This is a genomic window from Streptomyces alboniger (genome assembly GCF_008704395.1).
Classification (GTDB): domain Bacteria; phylum Actinomycetota; class Actinomycetes; order Streptomycetales; family Streptomycetaceae; genus Streptomyces; species Streptomyces alboniger.
Map to the genome: position 1 here is coordinate 1,472,707 of NZ_CP023695.1, position 15,487 is coordinate 1,488,193.

The following is a 15,487-nucleotide window of genomic DNA, read 5'->3' on the forward strand; positions in this document are numbered from 1 at the left end:
GGCCAGTGAGGGGTCCCTCGCAGTTCACCGTCGTGTCGATCTTCGTGCTGACCGTGTTGGTGGTGCCGTTGACCACCAACATCGCCAGCACCTCCGTGCCGGAGAGGATTCGGCCACACCTGTGGCTGGCCTGGCCCATCGCCGTCGCGGCGGCCGGGGCGGCAGCCGTGTTGGAGGTGCGCCGCCGCCAGGAGGCGGCGGCGCACCCGCGCCCCGGTAGTGAAGGTGAGGAGCGGCTGCGCCACGCGGCGCAGGAACTGGCGCGGACAGTTCACCGCCAGTGGAGTGCCGAGGCACAGACACGCGTACTGCACCGCCCGCAACCGCTACAGGTCAGTTGGTCCTCCACCGGCCGCCCGGTCACCGCGTCCGCGGCCGCGGTCCTCGGTGAGGGCGCGGTGGGCGGGCGGCCGTTACGGCTCCGCCTGCGCGGCGGGATCGACGACGTCGCGGAGAAGTACCTGCGGCTGCCCCAGCGCCGTCTCGTGCTGCTCGGTGCCCCGGGGGCAGGCAAAACGGTGCTGGCCATTCTGCTCACCCTGGGACTGCTGCACCACCGATGCGCCCACGGAGGGCCGGTTCCGGTGCTGTTGTCGCTCTCCTCGTGGGATCCGCGCACCGAGCGGCTGCACGCATGGGTGATCCGTCGCCTCGTCGAGGACTACCCGGCATTGGTGAACGTCGAGATCTTCGGCCCCCAGGCAGCATCGCGCCTGGTCACCGACGGCCATATCGTGCCGGTCCTGGACGGCCTGGACGAGATCCCCGCCGAACTGCACGCCGCGGCGATCGACGCACTGGACCACACCCCGCCCGGCTCCCCCTTGGTGATCACATGCCGCAGTCAGGAGTACGAGGCCGCGGTGGCCGCCGGCGGGACAGTGCTGAGCGCCGCGGCAGTGGTCGAGCTGGAACCGGTCGGCGTGCGCGAGATCACGGCGTTTCTGACCGAGGGCGGCGTCGCGGGCGCGGACCGCTGGACCCCGGTGCTGGCGCACCTGCGCGCGGCTCCCGGCGGGCCGCTGGCCCAGGCACTGTCCTCACCGCTCATGGCAGCCCTGGCCCGTGTCGTCTACGCCCCGCCCACCGCTGATCCCGCCGAGCTGCTCGACACGGCCCGGTTCCACGACCGGGCTGCCGTCGAGGGGCATCTGCTGGACGCGTTCATCCCCTCCGCCTACATCCACCATCCGCCCCCTCCTCCGGATGTCCGGCCGAGCAGCGAGCTACGCCGGTACCCACCGGAACTGGCCCGCCGGTGGCTGGCGTTCCTGGCCACCAAGATGGAACGGCACGCGACCCGCGAACTGGCCTGGTGGCAGCTGCACTGGATCGTCCCCACCACCGTACGTCGAGTGATCGGCACAGTGCTGGAGCTGCTGACGGGGGCGGTCGCCGGGATCGGTGTGGCACTCGGGCCGGGCCTCGCCGTCGGTATGGCAGCCGGCCTCGCGGGGGGCTTCAGCGCGGGCCTGCTGGCCATGGCTCCCTCCCATCCCGGCTATGTCAACCTCCAAATACGCGGCCGAATAAGGCTGTTCGGCAGGAAACTCGTCCTGGGGCTGGTCGTCGGTCTCACGATGGGAGCCGGAGCGGCCTTCGCCTTCGGTCTCGCGGCGGGGCTGGGGATCGACATGGGCGGCGGGCTTGAGTCCGCGATGAAGACCGCCGGCACAGCAGGCCTGAGTGTCGGGATCGCCTTCGCGGCCATGATGTGGCTCAACACCCCGGCCGACACCATCTGCTCCCCCAGTGCCCAAGCCTCTCTGCGCAATGACCGGCTGGTCAGCGCCGTCAGGCTCGTCGTGGAATCCCTCAGCGCGGGGCTACTGGCAGGCCTCGCCGCCCGACGGTACGGCTTCGGCCTCGACGCCGGCTTCGTCTGGGCTCTGACCGCCGGACTCGGCGGCGGTTTCGCCCTGGGCGTGGCCGGGCGACTCGCCGGGCGCTTCCAGACCGGCCTCGCCGCCAGTACGTGGGGTTGGTACTCGCTCAGTCGGATCTGGCTGGCGCTGCGCGGCCAGCTGCCCTGGCGGCTGATGCGCTTCCTCGACGACGCCCATCGGCGCGGCGTTCTGCGCCAGGCCGGAGCGGTGTACGAGTTCCGCCACGCCCGCCTCCAGGACCGGCTGGCTGATCGGAGCACGGCGGGGGCCGATGAGGAGAGCGGCGGATGAGGAGAGCGGCGCTCAGGAAGGCCGTGCCATCGCCTTGACGAAGGCGCGTTCCACGTCGGCGGCGGACAGGACGCCGTAGATCTCCCCGGAGTCCTCGACGACGAGGTACTCCGTGGCGGGGGTGGCCCGCAGGGTGTCGAGGAGTTCCTCTCCGGAGAGTTCCGCGGAGACCCGCATGCCTTCGGTGATGTCCTGGGCGAGGCCGCTGACCGTGACCCAGGGGCGGCGGTGCTGGGGCACGGAGACGATGGCCGCCTCGCGGACGACCGCCATCGGGTCGCCGTCGGGGTCGACGACCACGAGGGCGCGCGCCCCGGCGTCGTTGGCCCGGCGCAGCGCCTCGGAGAGGGGGGTGCCGGACTCGACGGGGACGGCGCGGCGGGTCAGGGTGCGGGCGCGCAGCTCGGGCAGGTGTTCGCGCAGGCGGGCCATGCGCAGGCTGTTCCCTGCGCCGGTCCAGATGATCGCGGCCAGGATGGCGGCGAGCAGGGCGTCGGTGACGGTGTCCATGCCGCCGATGTCCTGGGCTTCGCCGCCGAGGGCCCCGGACTGGTTGAGGAGCGGCAGTCCGATCAGTACGGAGATGGCGAGGGCGCGGCCCACCCAGGCGGCGGCGACGGTTCCGCTCATGGGCTTGCCGGTGATCTTCCAGACGACGGCGCGCAGCATGCGGCCGCCGTCCAGGGGCAGGCCCGGCAGGAGGTTGAAGGCGGCGACGATGAGGTTGGAGATCATCAGTCCCGCGAGCAGGACGCCGGGGACGGTGCCGGGCTCGACGAGGCGCATACCGGCGTAGAAGACACCGGCGAGCACGAGCGACAGGAGCGGGCCGACGAAGGCGAGGACGAATTCCCGCCCCGGTGTCTCGGACTCCTTCTCGATCTCCGAGACCCCGCCGAAGAACTGGAGCTGGATGCGGCGCACCGGCAGCTTGAAGCGGAGGGCCGCGACGGTGTGGGCCAGTTCGTGGACCAGTACGGAGGCGTAGAAGGCGACGGCGAAGAAGAGCGAGACGAGGTAGCGGGTGCCGCCCAGCTCGGGCAGGACGCGGTCGAGCTGGGCGCCGAAGACCCAGGTGATGAGGGCGGCGACGAGGAACCAGCTGGGCGCGACGTAGACGGGCACGCCGAAGGGCCTGCCCATGAGGAGGCCGCCCCCGGGGCCCTTGCGGGCCTTGGGCGGTACCGGCGCCTTCTTCCGCTCCCCCGGCCCGTACGGGGCTCGCTCGCGCTCTGCGGGGGCCGGCGTGGTGGTGGCCGGCTCGGTGGGGGCCTGAGGGCGGGGGCCTGTCGGCTTTGGCCTGCCCGCGGCCGCGGGCAGGTCCGGCTCGTCCCGCGGAGGGCGCGCCGCCTTCTCGGGTGTGTCCTCCGCGGGCGGAGGCTGCTCGGAGGAGCCGGCCGTGCCCCCGGGGCGCGTGCCCTCGGCGCCGTCGGACCGCGGCCTGCCGCTCTCGCCGCTCTCGTCCACGATGTCCCCTCGTTCGAAGCGTCCCTCGCCCCGGTACGGCGCGATGCCTTCACGATCATGCAGGGCGAGAGGGTCTGTCGTCGATGGTATGCGTCGGTTGTCAGTGGCGGGTCGTAGGGTCTGTCCTCATGGAAACCAGCACCGAAGGTGCCGCGGCGGCCGTGCGCCCGGCATCCCTGTCGCCCTCACGCGCGGGCGACTTCATGCAGTGCCCCTTGCTCTACCGGTTCCGGGTGATCGACAAGCTGCCCGAGAAGCCGAGCGAGGCCGCCACGAGAGGCACGCTGGTGCACGCCGTCCTGGAGCGTCTCTTCGACGCGCCCGCGAGCGAGCGCACGGCGCCGCGCGCCAAGTCGCTCATCCCCGGCCAGTGGGACCGGCTGCGCGAGACCAGGCCGGAGCTGACCGAGCTGTTCGCCGACGACCCGGAGGGCGAGCGCATGGCGCGCTGGCTGTCGGACGCGGAGAAGCTCGTCGAGCGCTGGTTCACCCTGGAGGACCCGACGCGCCTGGAGCCTGCCGAGCGCGAGCTGTTCGTGCAGGCCGAGCTGGCGTCGGGCCTGAAGCTGCGCGGCATCATCGACCGCGTCGACGTCGCCCCTTCGGGGGACGTCCGCATCGTCGACTACAAGACCGGCAAGGCCCCGCGTCCGGAGTACGCGGAGGGCGCGCTGTTCCAGATGAAGTTCTACGCCCTGGTGGTGTGGCGGCTGAAGGGCGTGGTCCCGCGCCGCCTCCAGCTGGTGTATCTGGGCAGCGGTGACGTGATCACGTACGACCCGGTGGTGGCGGACCTGGAGCGGGTGGAGCGCAAGCTGCTCGCGCTCTGGGAGGCGATCGAGCTGGCGACGGCGACGGGCGAGTGGCGGCCCCGGCCGACGAAGCTGTGCGGCTGGTGCGACCACCAGGCGGTATGTCCGGAGTTCGGCGGGACTCCCCCGCCGTATCCGCTTCCGGTGAGGGCGCCCGGGTCCGCCGAGGGTGCGCAGGGCAGAATGGGCCCGGGCTAGCTAAGGAGAGTTACGTGGCCATCCGCGTCCTACTGGTCGATGACCAGCCGCTGTTGCGCACCGGGTTCCGGATGATTCTGGAGGCCGAGCAGGACATCGCGGTCGTCGGCGAGGCCGGAGACGGCCTGCAAGCTCTCGATCAGGTGCGGGCGCTCCAGCCCGATGTGGTGCTGATGGACATCCGTATGCCGCGGATGGACGGCGTGGAGGCGACGCGGCAGATCACCGGTCCCGGCCGCGACGGTCCGGCGAAGGTCCTCGTGCTCACCACCTTCGACCTGGACGAGTACGTGGTGGAGGCGCTGCGCGCCGGTGCCAGCGGCTTCCTCCTCAAAGACGCTCCGGCGAACGAGCTGGTGCAGGCGATCCGCGTGGTCGCCGCGGGTGAGGCGATGCTCGCGCCGAGCATCACGCGCCGCCTGCTCGACAAGTACTCCGCGCACCTTCCGTCCGGCGACGAGCCGGTGCCGGACACCCTGCACACCCTCACCGACCGCGAGGTCGAGGTCCTGAAGCTGGTGGCCCGCGGCCTGTCGAACGCGGAGATCGCGGCGGACCTCTTCGTGAGCGAGACGACGGTGAAGACCCACGTCGGCCATGTGCTCACGAAGTTGGGCCTGCGCGACCGCGTGCAGGCCGCCGTGTACGCGTACGAGAGCGGGCTGGTGCGTCCCGGCGCGCAGTAGCTCTTCGCCGGGCTGGTTCCGAGGCGTGAACGACGACGGTGGCCGCCCCCTTGGAGGGGGCGGCCACCGTCGTCGTTCACGGTCACCCGCGGTCAGCCCTTGCTGATCTCCCAGAAGCGGAAGACGGTCGAGGCGTCCAGGCAGGATTCGAGGCCGTAGACGTTGTCGCGGACGACCGCGTACTGCTTGGCCTGCCAGACCGGCAGGATCGGCAGCTGATCGGCCACGATGTCCTGCAGTTCGGAGTACTGCTTGTCGGTCTTGGTGCGGTCGCTCTCGGTCGCCGTGCCGGGGATGATCTTCCCGGTGATCTCGTTGTTCTCGAAGTGGTTGCCGAGGACGTTGCCCTTGCCGAAGAAGGGCTGCGTGAAGTTGTCGGGGTCCGGGTAGTCAGGGACCCAGCCCTTCACGTAGACGCCGTACTTGCCGGCCTCGATGTCCTTCTCGTACTGCTCGAACTCCACGGACTTCACGTCGGCGTCGAAGAGGCCGGACGCGTTGAGCTGCTTGGCGATGGCGTTCAGCTCCTGGTTGGTGGCCGGGCCGTAGCGCGAGGGCGTCGACCAGAGCGTGAGCTTGACCTTGCCGTCGACTCCGGCGGAGCGCAGCGCCGAGGCGGCCTTCGCGCGCTGCGGACGGGCGCCGTAGGTGTCGAAGAACGCGGTGTTGTGGCCGCCGATGCCCGCCGGGACGATCGAGTACAGCGGCGTCGCCGTGTCGTTGTAGACCTCCTGGACCAGGGCGTCCCGGTCGAGGAGATAGGCGATGGCCTTGCGCACGCCGAGCTTGCCGGCCACCGGGTCCTTCATGTTGAAGACCAGGTGCTGGACCTCGGCGCTGGTGCCCTCGACGATGTCGACGTCCTTGCCGGCCTCGGAGGTGTCCTGCTCGATGTCCGCGATGTCGGCCGCGGCGAGGCCTCGGTAGGCCAGGTCGATCTCGTTGTCCAGGAGCGCCTTCTTCAGGCCCTTCTGGTCGCCGTTGAAGAACTTGAGGGAGACGCCCTCGTTCTTGACCTTGGCCGTGCCCTTGTAGGAGGAGTTGACGGAGAAGTCCGCCTGCTCCTTGTCGAAGGAGTCGAGCTTGTACGGGCCGGAGCCGACCGCCTGGCCGTCCTCGCGCAGCTTGTTCATGTCGTACTCGCGGTGGTCCACGATCGAACCCGCGCCCGAGGCGATCTTGCTGGGGAAGGTCGCGTCGGGGTACTTGAGCCGGAAGACGACGGTCTTGGCGTTCGGGGTCCGGACGCTGTCGAGCATCGGGAACATGATCGCCGGGCCGGCGTCGTCCTTGATCTTCCGCATGCGGTCGAAGGAGAACTTGACGTCCTTCGAGGTGAGGGCGTTGCCGTTGCTGAACTTCAGCCCGTCACGCAGCTCGCACTTGAAGACCTTGGCCTCCATGTCCGTGAAGCCGCAGCTCTTGGCGGCCTCCGGCTCGGGTTCCGTGGCGCCCTTGGGGAAGCTCAGGAGGGACTGGAAGACGTTGTTGAACAGGAGCCACGACCCGGGGTCGTAGCCGGATGCCGGGTCGGTGGCGAGGACGTCGTCGGACATCCCCACCACGACCGCGTCGCCCGTCTCGCCCGCTCCGCCCGACTCCGATCCGCAGCCGGTCAGCAGGGCGGCGGCGAGCCCTCCCGTGAGGGGAAGGGCCAGCCACTGGTTACGACATTTCACGTACGTGCCTTTGTTGTTGTGGTCATTCGGTGGGACTGGGGCCTGTGGGAGGGGGGAATCAGCCGCTCACACCGCGGCCGAGCTCCCACAGCTGGAGGTTCGACGAGGAGTTGAGGGCCCACTCGACGCCCGTGATGTCGTCGCGCGCGGCGATGTACTGCTTGCCCTGCCACAGCGGGAGCACCGGGACGTCCTCGGCCACGATGTCCTGGATCTTGCGGATGCTCTTGGACGCGGCCAGCCGGTCGGCCTCGCGGCGCGAGGTGGGGATCAGCTGGTCGTTGATGTCGCGGTTGACGTACGGCGAGCCGAGGAAGTTGTCCTTGTCGAGGAAGGGCGCGAGGAAGTTGTCGGCGTCGGGGAAGTCGGGGAACCAGCCCATGCCGTACACGTCGTACTCGCCGTCGCGCTCGGCCGCGCGGAACGTGCTCCAGGGCGTGCCCTTGATCGAGACGTCGAAGAGCCCGGAGGCGTTCAGCTGCCTCCGCAGCAGCTCGAACTCCTTCTTGGTGGCCGAGCCGTAGTGGTCGGTGGTGTAGTGCAGCGTGAGCTTCACCGGGGTGGTGATGTTCGCCTTGTTGAGCAGCGAACGGGCCTTGGCCGGGCTCGGGTTGCCGTACTTGTTGAAGAACGAGTTGGCGTGGCCCGTGATGGTGGAGGGCACCAGTGAGTACAGCGGCTCGGCCGTGGAGCTGTACACCGCGGAGGCCAGCGCGCCGCGGTCGACGACCTGCGCCATGGCCTGGCGGACGGCCTTGCTCTTGACCTTCGGGGCGTCGGTGTTGAAGGCGAGGTAGCGGATCTCCAGACCCTGCATCTCGACCAGGTCGATCTTCTTGTCCGAGTCGAGCTTCTCGACCTGCTCGGGCGACATGGTGCGCGTCATCAGGTCGATGTCGCCGTCGTCGAGGGCCTTGCCCATGGACTCGGCGTCCGCGAAGTTGCGCAGCTCCACCTTGTCGCTGTGCGGTGTGAACTCGCCCTTGTACTTGGGGTTCTTGGTGAACACCGTCTTGACCAGGCGGTCGCCGTCGACCTCGTGCTCGGCGGTGTACGGCCCGGATCCGGAGATCTCGAAGCCGTCGCGGAGCTTGTTCTTGCTGTAGTGGTCCTTGCTGATGATGCCGGCGGTGGGGGTGGCCAGCTTGTACGGGAACGTGGCGTCGGGAGTCCTGAGGTGGAAGACGACGCCTCGGCTGCCCTGGGTCTCGATCTCCTCCACGTTCGCGACGAGACCGTCCGAGCCGCTGGGGTCCTTGATCTTGATGTCGCGGACCCGCTCGATGGAGAACTTCACGTCGGCGGCGGTGAGCGGCTTGCCGTCGGAGAACGTCAGGCCCTTGCGCAGGGTGCAGGCGTAGCGCTCGTTGCCCGTGTCGGTGAAGCCGCAGCTCTCGGCGGCCTCCGGCTGCGGGTCGCCGCCGCCGCGGGGCATGGCCATCAGCGTCTGTACGGTCTGGCGCAGCAAATTCCAGGATCCGGCGTCGTAGGCGTACGCCGGATCGAAGGGCGCGGGGACCTCCTTCGAGATGGCGAACGCGTCCGTGGTGCCGACAGCGATCGCGTCGTCACCGTCGCCGCTGCCCGACCCGCCGCATGCGGCGAGTGCGGGGGCGAGCAGGCCTATGACGGCCGGCAGCACCAAAGTCTTGCGGTTCATGCTCGACGTTCTCCAGAGCTCTTGGATCCCGTGAATCCCGCAACGCGGGGTGTGGGTTGGTGGGGCACGGGGGTGGGGCGCGGGGGGTGGGGAGATGTTCTCGCGACGACATTAGTCCGCACCAGTTGGGCTCCGGAGGGGTGGGAGCAGGATCCCCATCACGCAGGGAAACCGGGCGTGAACGCATTGATAACCCGACACTGGAAGGTTTCGTGCATGCGCCCCCCAATCGGGACCAAACGACACGCCCTCAGGGGCCCCCTAAGGGGCCCCTGCACACATCGAGTCCACTGTCGACCCCCATTGGAGTGGGAAACGTCACAGCTTCGACCGAGCCTGACCCGGAACTGTCAGAGGGTCATGAGGCCTTGCAGGAAAGGCAGGTTGACGTGTTCGAGGGAGGGGACGACCGTGCGTCCCGCTGTCGGCGGGATGGGGGCGACCGACGGCACGGCCACCACCCGGCAGCCGGCGGCCTCCGCGGCGGCGACCCCGGTCGCGGTGTCCTCGATGACGGCGCATCTGGCGGGGTCGGCGCCGAGTCCCGCGGCCGCCAGGAGGTAGGGGTCGGGGTGGGGCTTGGTGCGGGCCACCTCGTCGCCCGCGACGGTCAGTTCGAAGTGGTGGGCGCCGATCGAGCCGAGGACGCGGTCGATGATGCGCCGGTGCGAGGCGGAGACCAGGGCCATCGGGACGCCGTGCGCGGTGAGTTCGGCGAGCAGGCGCGCGGCGCCCGGCATCATCGGCAGGGTGCGGCCGATGCGGTCCTCGAAGCCCTCGTTGAGCAGCACGGTCAGCTCGTCGACGGTGATGTCGGCGCCCGTCGAGTCGATGAGGAAGGCCGCGCTGCGCGACATGGGGCCGCCGACCACGACATCGCGCCAGGCCTCGTCGAGCGTGTGGCCGAGCCGGGCGAAGACCTCGACCTCGGCGTCCCACCAGAAGCCCTCGGTGTCGACGAGGGTGCCGTCCATGTCGAGGAGGACGCCCTGGAGCGCCGAGCCTTCGGCCGTCCGGGTGCCGAGCGCGGGAACCGTACTGGTCATGCGACCACACCTTCCATGAGGGACGAGAAGGCCGGCTGCCCGCTTGTGACAAGGAGGCAACCGGCCTGCGTTGGACCGACCAGTCTACGACTGACCCGGATCAGCGCGCGTTGAAATATTTCGCCTCGGGGTGGTGGATGACGATCGCGTCCGTGGACTGCTCGGGGTGGAGCTGGAACTCCTCGGAGAGGTGGACGCCGATCCGCTCCGGCCGGAGCAGCTCGGCGATCTTGGCGCGGTCCTCCAGGTCGGGGCAGGCGCCGTAGCCGAGGGAGAAGCGGGCGCCGCGGTACTTCAGGGCGAACATGTCCTCGACGTCGGCGGGGTCCTCACCGCCGAAGCCGAGTTCGGCGCGCACGCGGGCGTGCCAGTACTCGGCGAGGGCCTCGGCCAACTGCACGGACAGACCGTGCAGTTCGAGGTAGTCGCGGTAGGAGTCGGCGGCGAACAGCTCGGCGGTGGCCTCGCCGATCCTGGAGCCGACGGTGACGACCTGGAGGCCGACGACATCGGTCTCGCCGGACTCCTCGGGGCGGAAGAAGTCCGCGAGGCACAGCCGGCGGCCGCGGCGCTGGCGCGGGAAGGTGAAGCGGGTGCGCTCGGAGCCGTCCTCGTTCAGGATGATCAGGTCGTCGCCCTTGGACACGCACGGGAAGTAGCCGTGCACGACGGCCGCCTCCAGCAGGTTCTTGGTGTGCAGCTCGTCCAGCCAGCCGCGCAGCCGGGGCCGCCCCTCGCTCTCGACGAGTTCCTCGTACGAGGGTCCGTCGCCGGTGCGGGCCTGCTTCAGGCCCCACTGGCCCTTGAAGAGGGCGCCCTCGTCGAGCCAGGAGGCGTACTCCTTGAGCTGGATGCCCTTGACGACGCGGGTGCCCCAGAACGGCGGGGTGGGAACGGGGTTGTCGGTGGCGACGTCCGAGCGGGCGGGCCCGTCGGTCTCGTCGGCCTCCAGGAGGGCCGTGGTGGCCTTGGTGGGGACGCGGCGCTGCTTCAGCTCGGGCAGGGTCGCGCCGGGCACGCCGCGCTTGACGGCGATGAGGGCGTCCATCAGGCGCAGGCCCTCGAAGGCGTCGCGGGCGTAGCGCACCTCGCCCTCGTAGATCTCGTGCAGGTCCTGCTCCACGTACGCCCGGGTGAGGGCGGCGCCGCCGAGGATCACCGGGAAGTCGGCGGACATGCCGCGCTGGTTCAGCTCCTCCAGGTTCTCCTTCATGATCACGGTGGACTTGACCAGGAGGCCCGACATGCCGATGACGTCGGCCTTGTGCTCCTCGGCGGCCTCCAGGATCGCGGAGACGGGCTGCTTGATGCCGAGGTTGACGACGTTGTAGCCGTTGTTGGACAGGATGATGTCGACGAGGTTCTTGCCGATGTCGTGGACGTCGCCGCGGACGGTGGCCAGCACGATGGTGCCCTTGCCCTCGTCGCCCTCGACCTTCTCCATGTGCGGTTCGAGGTGGGCGACCGCGGTCTTCATGACCTCGGCGGACTGGAGGACGAACGGCAGCTGCATCTGGCCGGAGCCGAAGAGTTCGCCGACGACCTTCATGCCCTCCAGGAGGGTGTTGTTGACGATGTCGAGGGCGGGCGTGTCCTGAAGGGCCTCGTCGAGGTCGGCCTCCAGGCCGTTCTTCTCGCCGTCGATGATGCGGCGCTGGAGGCGCTCGTCCAGGGGCAGGGCGAGGAGTTCCTCGGCCTTGCCCGCCTTCATGGACTTGGTGGAGACGCCCTCGAACAGCTCCATGAGCTTTTGGAGGGGGTCGTAGCCCTCGGAGCGGCGGTCGTAGATGAGGTCCAGCGCGGTGGTGACCTGCTCGTCGTCGAAGCGGGCGATCGGCAGGATCTTGGAGGCGTGCACGATCGCGGAGTCCAGGCCCGCCTTGACGCACTCGTCGAGGAAGACGGAGTTGAGCAGCACGCGGGCGGCCGGGTTGAGGCCGAAGGAGATGTTCGACAGGCCGAGGGTGGTCTGTACGTCGGGGCGGCGCCGCTTGAGTTCGCGGATCGCCTCGATGGTGGCGATGCCGTCCTTGCGGGACTCCTCCTGACCGGTGCAGATGGTGAAGGTCAGGGTGTCGATGAGGATGTCCGACTCGTGGATGCCCCAGTTGCCTGTCAGGTCCTCGATCAGCCGCTCGGCGACGGCGACCTTGTGCTCGACGGTGCGGGCCTGGCCCTCCTCGTCGATGGTCAGCGCGATCAGGGCGGCGCCGTGCTCCTTGGCGAGCGCGGTGACCTTCGCGAAGCGCGACTCGGGGCCGTCGCCGTCCTCGTAGTTGACGGAGTTGATGACCGCGCGCCCGCCGAGCTTCTCAAGGCCGGCCTGGATGACGGGGAGTTCGGTGGAGTCGAGGACGATGGGCAGGGTGGAGGCGGTGGCGAAGCGGCCGGCCAGTTCCGCCATGTCCTTGACGCCGTCGCGGCCCACGTAGTCGACGCAGAGGTCGAGCATGTGCGCGCCCTCGCGGATCTGGTCGCGGGCCATCTCCACGCAGTCGTCCCAGCGGCCCTCCAGCATGGCCTCGCGGAACTTCTTCGAGCCGTTGGCGTTGGTGCGCTCACCGATCGCCATGTACGAGGTGTCCTGGCGGAACGGCACCGTCTGGTAGAGGGACGCGGCGCCCGGCTCGGGGCGCGGGTCCCTGGCCGGTGCCCGCATGCCGCGTACCCGCTCGACGACCTGGCGCAGGTGCTCGGGGGTGGTGCCGCAGCAGCCGCCGACCAGGGAGAGGCCGTAGTCGCGTACGAAGTTCTCCTGGGCGTCTGCCAGCTCCGGGGCCGTCAGGGGGTAGTGGGCGCCGTCCTTGCCGAGGACGGGCAGGCCCGCGTTGGGCATGCAGGAGATCGGGACGCGCGAGTGGCGGGCGAGGTAGCGCAGGTGCTCGCTCATCTCGGCCGGGCCGGTGGCGCAGTTCAGGCCGATCATGTCGATGCCGAGCGGCTCCAGGGCGGTCAGGGCCGCGCCGATCTCGGAGCCGAGCAGCATGGTGCCGGTGGTCTCCACGGTGACCGAGCAGATCACCGGCAGGTTGGCGCCGGTGGCGTCCAGGGCGCGGCGGGCGCCGAGGATGGCGGCCTTGGTCTGGAGGAGGTCCTGGGTGGTCTCGACCAGGAGCGCGTCGGCGCCGCCCGCGATCATGCCCTCGGCGTTGATCTGGTAGGCGTCGCGCAGCGCGGTGTAGGGGGCGTGGCCGAGGGTGGGGAGCTTGGTGCCGGGGCCCATGGAGCCGAGGACCCAGCGCTGCTGGCCCGTCCTGTCGGTGTACTCGTCGGCGACCTCGCGGGCGATGCGGGCGCCGGCCTCGGACAGCTCGAAGTTCCGCTCGGGGATGTCGTACTCGCTGAGGGCCGCGAAGTTCGCGCCGAACGTGTTGGTCTCGACGCAGTCGACGCCGACCGCGAAGTACTCCTCGTGCACGGAGCGCACGATGTCGGGGCGGGTCACGTTCAGGACCTCGTTGCATCCTTCGAGGTTCTGGAAGTCCTCGAGGGTGGGGTCCTGCGCCTGGAGCATCGTGCCCATCGCGCCGTCGGCCACGACCACGCGGGTGGCGAGGGCCTCGCGCAGGGCGTCGGCTCGGGCCCTGCTCTCGGGCGAGACGGGCGTGGACTGCGAGGACGGGGTCGGCGACGAGGCCATGAATGAGCTCCCTGGAGTGCGACGGCTGTCGGCTTTGCGCCTTCTGTTGGAGGGCGCACTCGGTCAGGGTAGCCGGGACCAAGGTCCCGTTGGGAAGTCGTCCACGGGGCGGACGGGGCCGGACGGGCGGAACGCGGTTGTCACGGCATTAGCGAGAGGTCGACAACGACCGATAGTGTTCAGCATTGTCGAACGTCGAGTGTGGTGCTAGGGACGGAGGTCGGGGCTGCGATGGCACGCAACATCCAGTCGCTCGAAAGGGCCGCGGCGATGCTGCGACTGCTCGCGGGCGGCGAGCGACGGCTCGGTCTCTCGGAGATCGCCTCCGCGCTCGACCTGGCCAAGGGTACGGCCCACGGCATCCTGCGCACCCTCCAGGCGGAGGGCTTCGTCGAGCAGGACCCCGCGTCGGGCCGCTACCAGCTGGGCGCCGAACTGCTGCGCCTCGGCAACAGCTATCTGGACGTGCACGAGCTGCGCGCCCGCGCCCTGGTATGGACCGACGACCTGGCCCGCTCCAGCGGCGAGAGCGTCCACCTCGGCGTGCTGCACCAGCAGGGCGTCCTCATCGTCCACCACGTCTTCCGGCCCGACGACAGCCGCCAGGTCCTGGAGGTGGGGGCCATGCAGCCGCTGCACTCCACGGCGCTCGGCAAGGTCCTGTCCGCCTACGACCCGGTCGCGCACAACGAGGCCGTAGAGGTCGAGCGCGAGGCCTTCACCGTGCGCACCGTGACCGATCCCGAGGGCTTCGAGGGCGTCCTGGACCTCACCCGCGCGCGCGGGTACGCGGCGGACGTCGAGGAGACCTGGGAGGGCATCGCCTCCGTCGCGGCGCCCATCCACGACCGCCGCCGCATGCCGGTCGGCGCGGTCGGCGTCACCGGGGCCGTGGAGCGCGTCTGCAAGGCCGGGGAGCTGCGTCCCGAGCTGATCGCCGCCGTACGGGACTGCGCGCGCGCCGTCTCCAGGGACCTGGGCGCCGGGCGCTTCTGAGCTGCGCCGAGGCCCGTTCGAGCTGCGGAATCACCGATAACGCGAAACGATCAATAACGATCGTGTTTTCAATAACAGAACCCTTGACGTGCAAGTAACACGGGGGTGAGACTCGCGTCCATCGGTCGGCATTGTCGAACACCTACCGGCATTACGCGTTAGAGTGTGACAAGGCCAAGGGCCGGCAACGACCTCACCTGAGGTCGCGGACCACCGGAGGGACCCGGGGTTCGCCTTCCCCTGGACGAAGGACAAAGGAGTCGCGGGTGTCCAGCTCCGACATCTTCATCGGCGAGACCATCGGTACCGCCGTGCTCATCCTGCTCGGCGGTGGCGTGTGCGCCGCCGTCACGCTCAAGCGCTCAAAGGCCAAGGACGCCGGCTGGCTCGCGATCACCTTCGGGTGGGGCTTCGCCGTCCTGACGGCCGCCTACCTCGCGGGGAGCCTCTCCGGCGCCCACCTGAACCCGGCGGTCACGCTCGGGCTCGCGATAGAGGGCGGCACCAAGTGGGGCAACGTTCCGCTCTACCTGGCCTCGCAGCTGCTCGGCGCCATGATCGGCGCGGTCCTGGTGTGGGTCACGTACATGGGTCAGTTCAAGGCCCATCTGACCGACCCGGAGATCCTCGCGGCGCAGCCCGCCGAAGAGGGCATGATCGACCAGAAGGCGGCCCCGGCGGCCGGCCCGGTGCTCGGCATCTTCTCCACCGGCCCCGAGATCCGGAACTACGTGCAGAACGTGGCGACCGAGATCATCGCCACGGCCGTCCTGGTCCTGGCCATCCTCACGCAGGGCCTGAACGACGGCGGCAACGGCCTCGGTGTGCTCGGCGCCCTGATCACCTCCCTCGTCGTGGTCGCCATCGGCCTCTCGCTCGGCGGCCCCACGGGCTACGCCATCAACCCCGTCCGCGACCTCGGTCCCCGCATCGTCCACGCGCTGCTCCCGCTGCCGAACAAGGGCGGCTCGGACTGGTCGTACGCCTGGGTGCCGATCGTCGGTCCGCTGATCGGCGGCGCCATCGCCGGCGGTCTCTACAACGTCGCGTTCAAGTAGACCCGCGACAGCGACCGATGACCGCCTAAGACGCTTGAGAGCCGTCAGAGAAGAATTCTGGAGCACAC

Annotated in this window: 10 protein-coding genes; 5 read left to right on the top strand and 5 right to left on the bottom strand. The window is 69.8% G+C overall.

From position 1 onward, the window contains the following. The first annotated feature begins 5 nt into the window (after positions 1 to 5). On the top strand, positions 6 to 2,177 hold the full coding sequence (locus tag CP975_RS06390; RefSeq protein WP_150476652.1) for an NACHT domain-containing protein: 2,172 nt from the start codon (positions 6 to 8) through the stop codon (positions 2,175 to 2,177). A 12-nt stretch (positions 2,178 to 2,189) separates the two neighbouring features. Here CP975_RS06390 and CP975_RS06395 read toward each other — a convergent pair whose 3' ends face one another. Then, positions 2,190 to 3,644, bottom strand: a complete 1,455-nt coding sequence (locus CP975_RS06395; protein ID WP_055530663.1) for a site-2 protease family protein — start codon at positions 3,642 to 3,644, stop codon at positions 2,190 to 2,192. Positions 3,645 to 3,772: 128 nt separating this feature from the next. On the opposite strand from CP975_RS06395, the gene CP975_RS06400 reads away from it, so the two are divergent. Both CP975_RS06400 and CP975_RS06405 read left to right on the top strand, forming a co-directional pair. Further along, positions 3,773 to 4,654, top strand: coding sequence for a RecB family exonuclease (locus tag CP975_RS06400; protein WP_055530665.1), 882 nt, complete (start codon positions 3,773 to 3,775; stop codon positions 4,652 to 4,654). A gap of 14 nt (positions 4,655 to 4,668) precedes the next feature. After that, positions 4,669 to 5,340: a response regulator gene (locus tag CP975_RS06405; protein ID WP_030782872.1), complete on the top strand. Its 672-nt coding sequence runs from the start codon at positions 4,669 to 4,671 to the stop codon at positions 5,338 to 5,340. 92 nt (positions 5,341 to 5,432) lie between these two features. Here CP975_RS06405 and CP975_RS06410 read toward each other — a convergent pair whose 3' ends face one another. From CP975_RS06410 to metH, 4 genes are all read right to left on the bottom strand, one after another. Then, positions 5,433 to 7,019: an ABC transporter substrate-binding protein gene (locus CP975_RS06410; RefSeq protein WP_055530667.1), complete on the bottom strand. Its 1,587-nt coding sequence runs from the start codon at positions 7,017 to 7,019 to the stop codon at positions 5,433 to 5,435. Positions 7,020 to 7,077: 58 nt separating this feature from the next. Beyond that, positions 7,078 to 8,679, bottom strand: a complete 1,602-nt coding sequence (locus CP975_RS06415) for an ABC transporter substrate-binding protein (RefSeq protein ID WP_055530669.1) — start codon at positions 8,677 to 8,679, stop codon at positions 7,078 to 7,080. Between the two features lie 350 nt (positions 8,680 to 9,029). Next, positions 9,030 to 9,725 carry an HAD family hydrolase gene (locus CP975_RS06420; protein WP_150476653.1) on the bottom strand — a complete coding sequence of 232 codons (696 nt, stop codon included), beginning with the start codon at positions 9,723 to 9,725 and terminating at the stop codon, positions 9,030 to 9,032. A gap of 100 nt (positions 9,726 to 9,825) precedes the next feature. Next, positions 9,826 to 13,365 (bottom strand): methionine synthase, encoded by a 3,540-nt coding sequence (gene metH, locus CP975_RS06425; protein WP_055529836.1) that lies wholly within the window; start codon positions 13,363 to 13,365, stop codon positions 9,826 to 9,828. A gap of 231 nt (positions 13,366 to 13,596) precedes the next feature. Between metH and CP975_RS06430 the strand changes: the two genes are divergently transcribed. Then, positions 13,597 to 14,361, top strand: a complete 765-nt coding sequence (locus CP975_RS06430) for an IclR family transcriptional regulator (protein WP_150476654.1) — start codon at positions 13,597 to 13,599, stop codon at positions 14,359 to 14,361. Positions 14,362 to 14,627: 266 nt separating this feature from the next. Continuing rightward, positions 14,628 to 15,419 carry an MIP/aquaporin family protein gene (locus CP975_RS06435; RefSeq protein WP_055529834.1) on the top strand — a complete coding sequence of 264 codons (792 nt, stop codon included), beginning with the start codon at positions 14,628 to 14,630 and terminating at the stop codon, positions 15,417 to 15,419. The last annotated feature ends 68 nt before the right edge of the window (positions 15,420 to 15,487 follow it).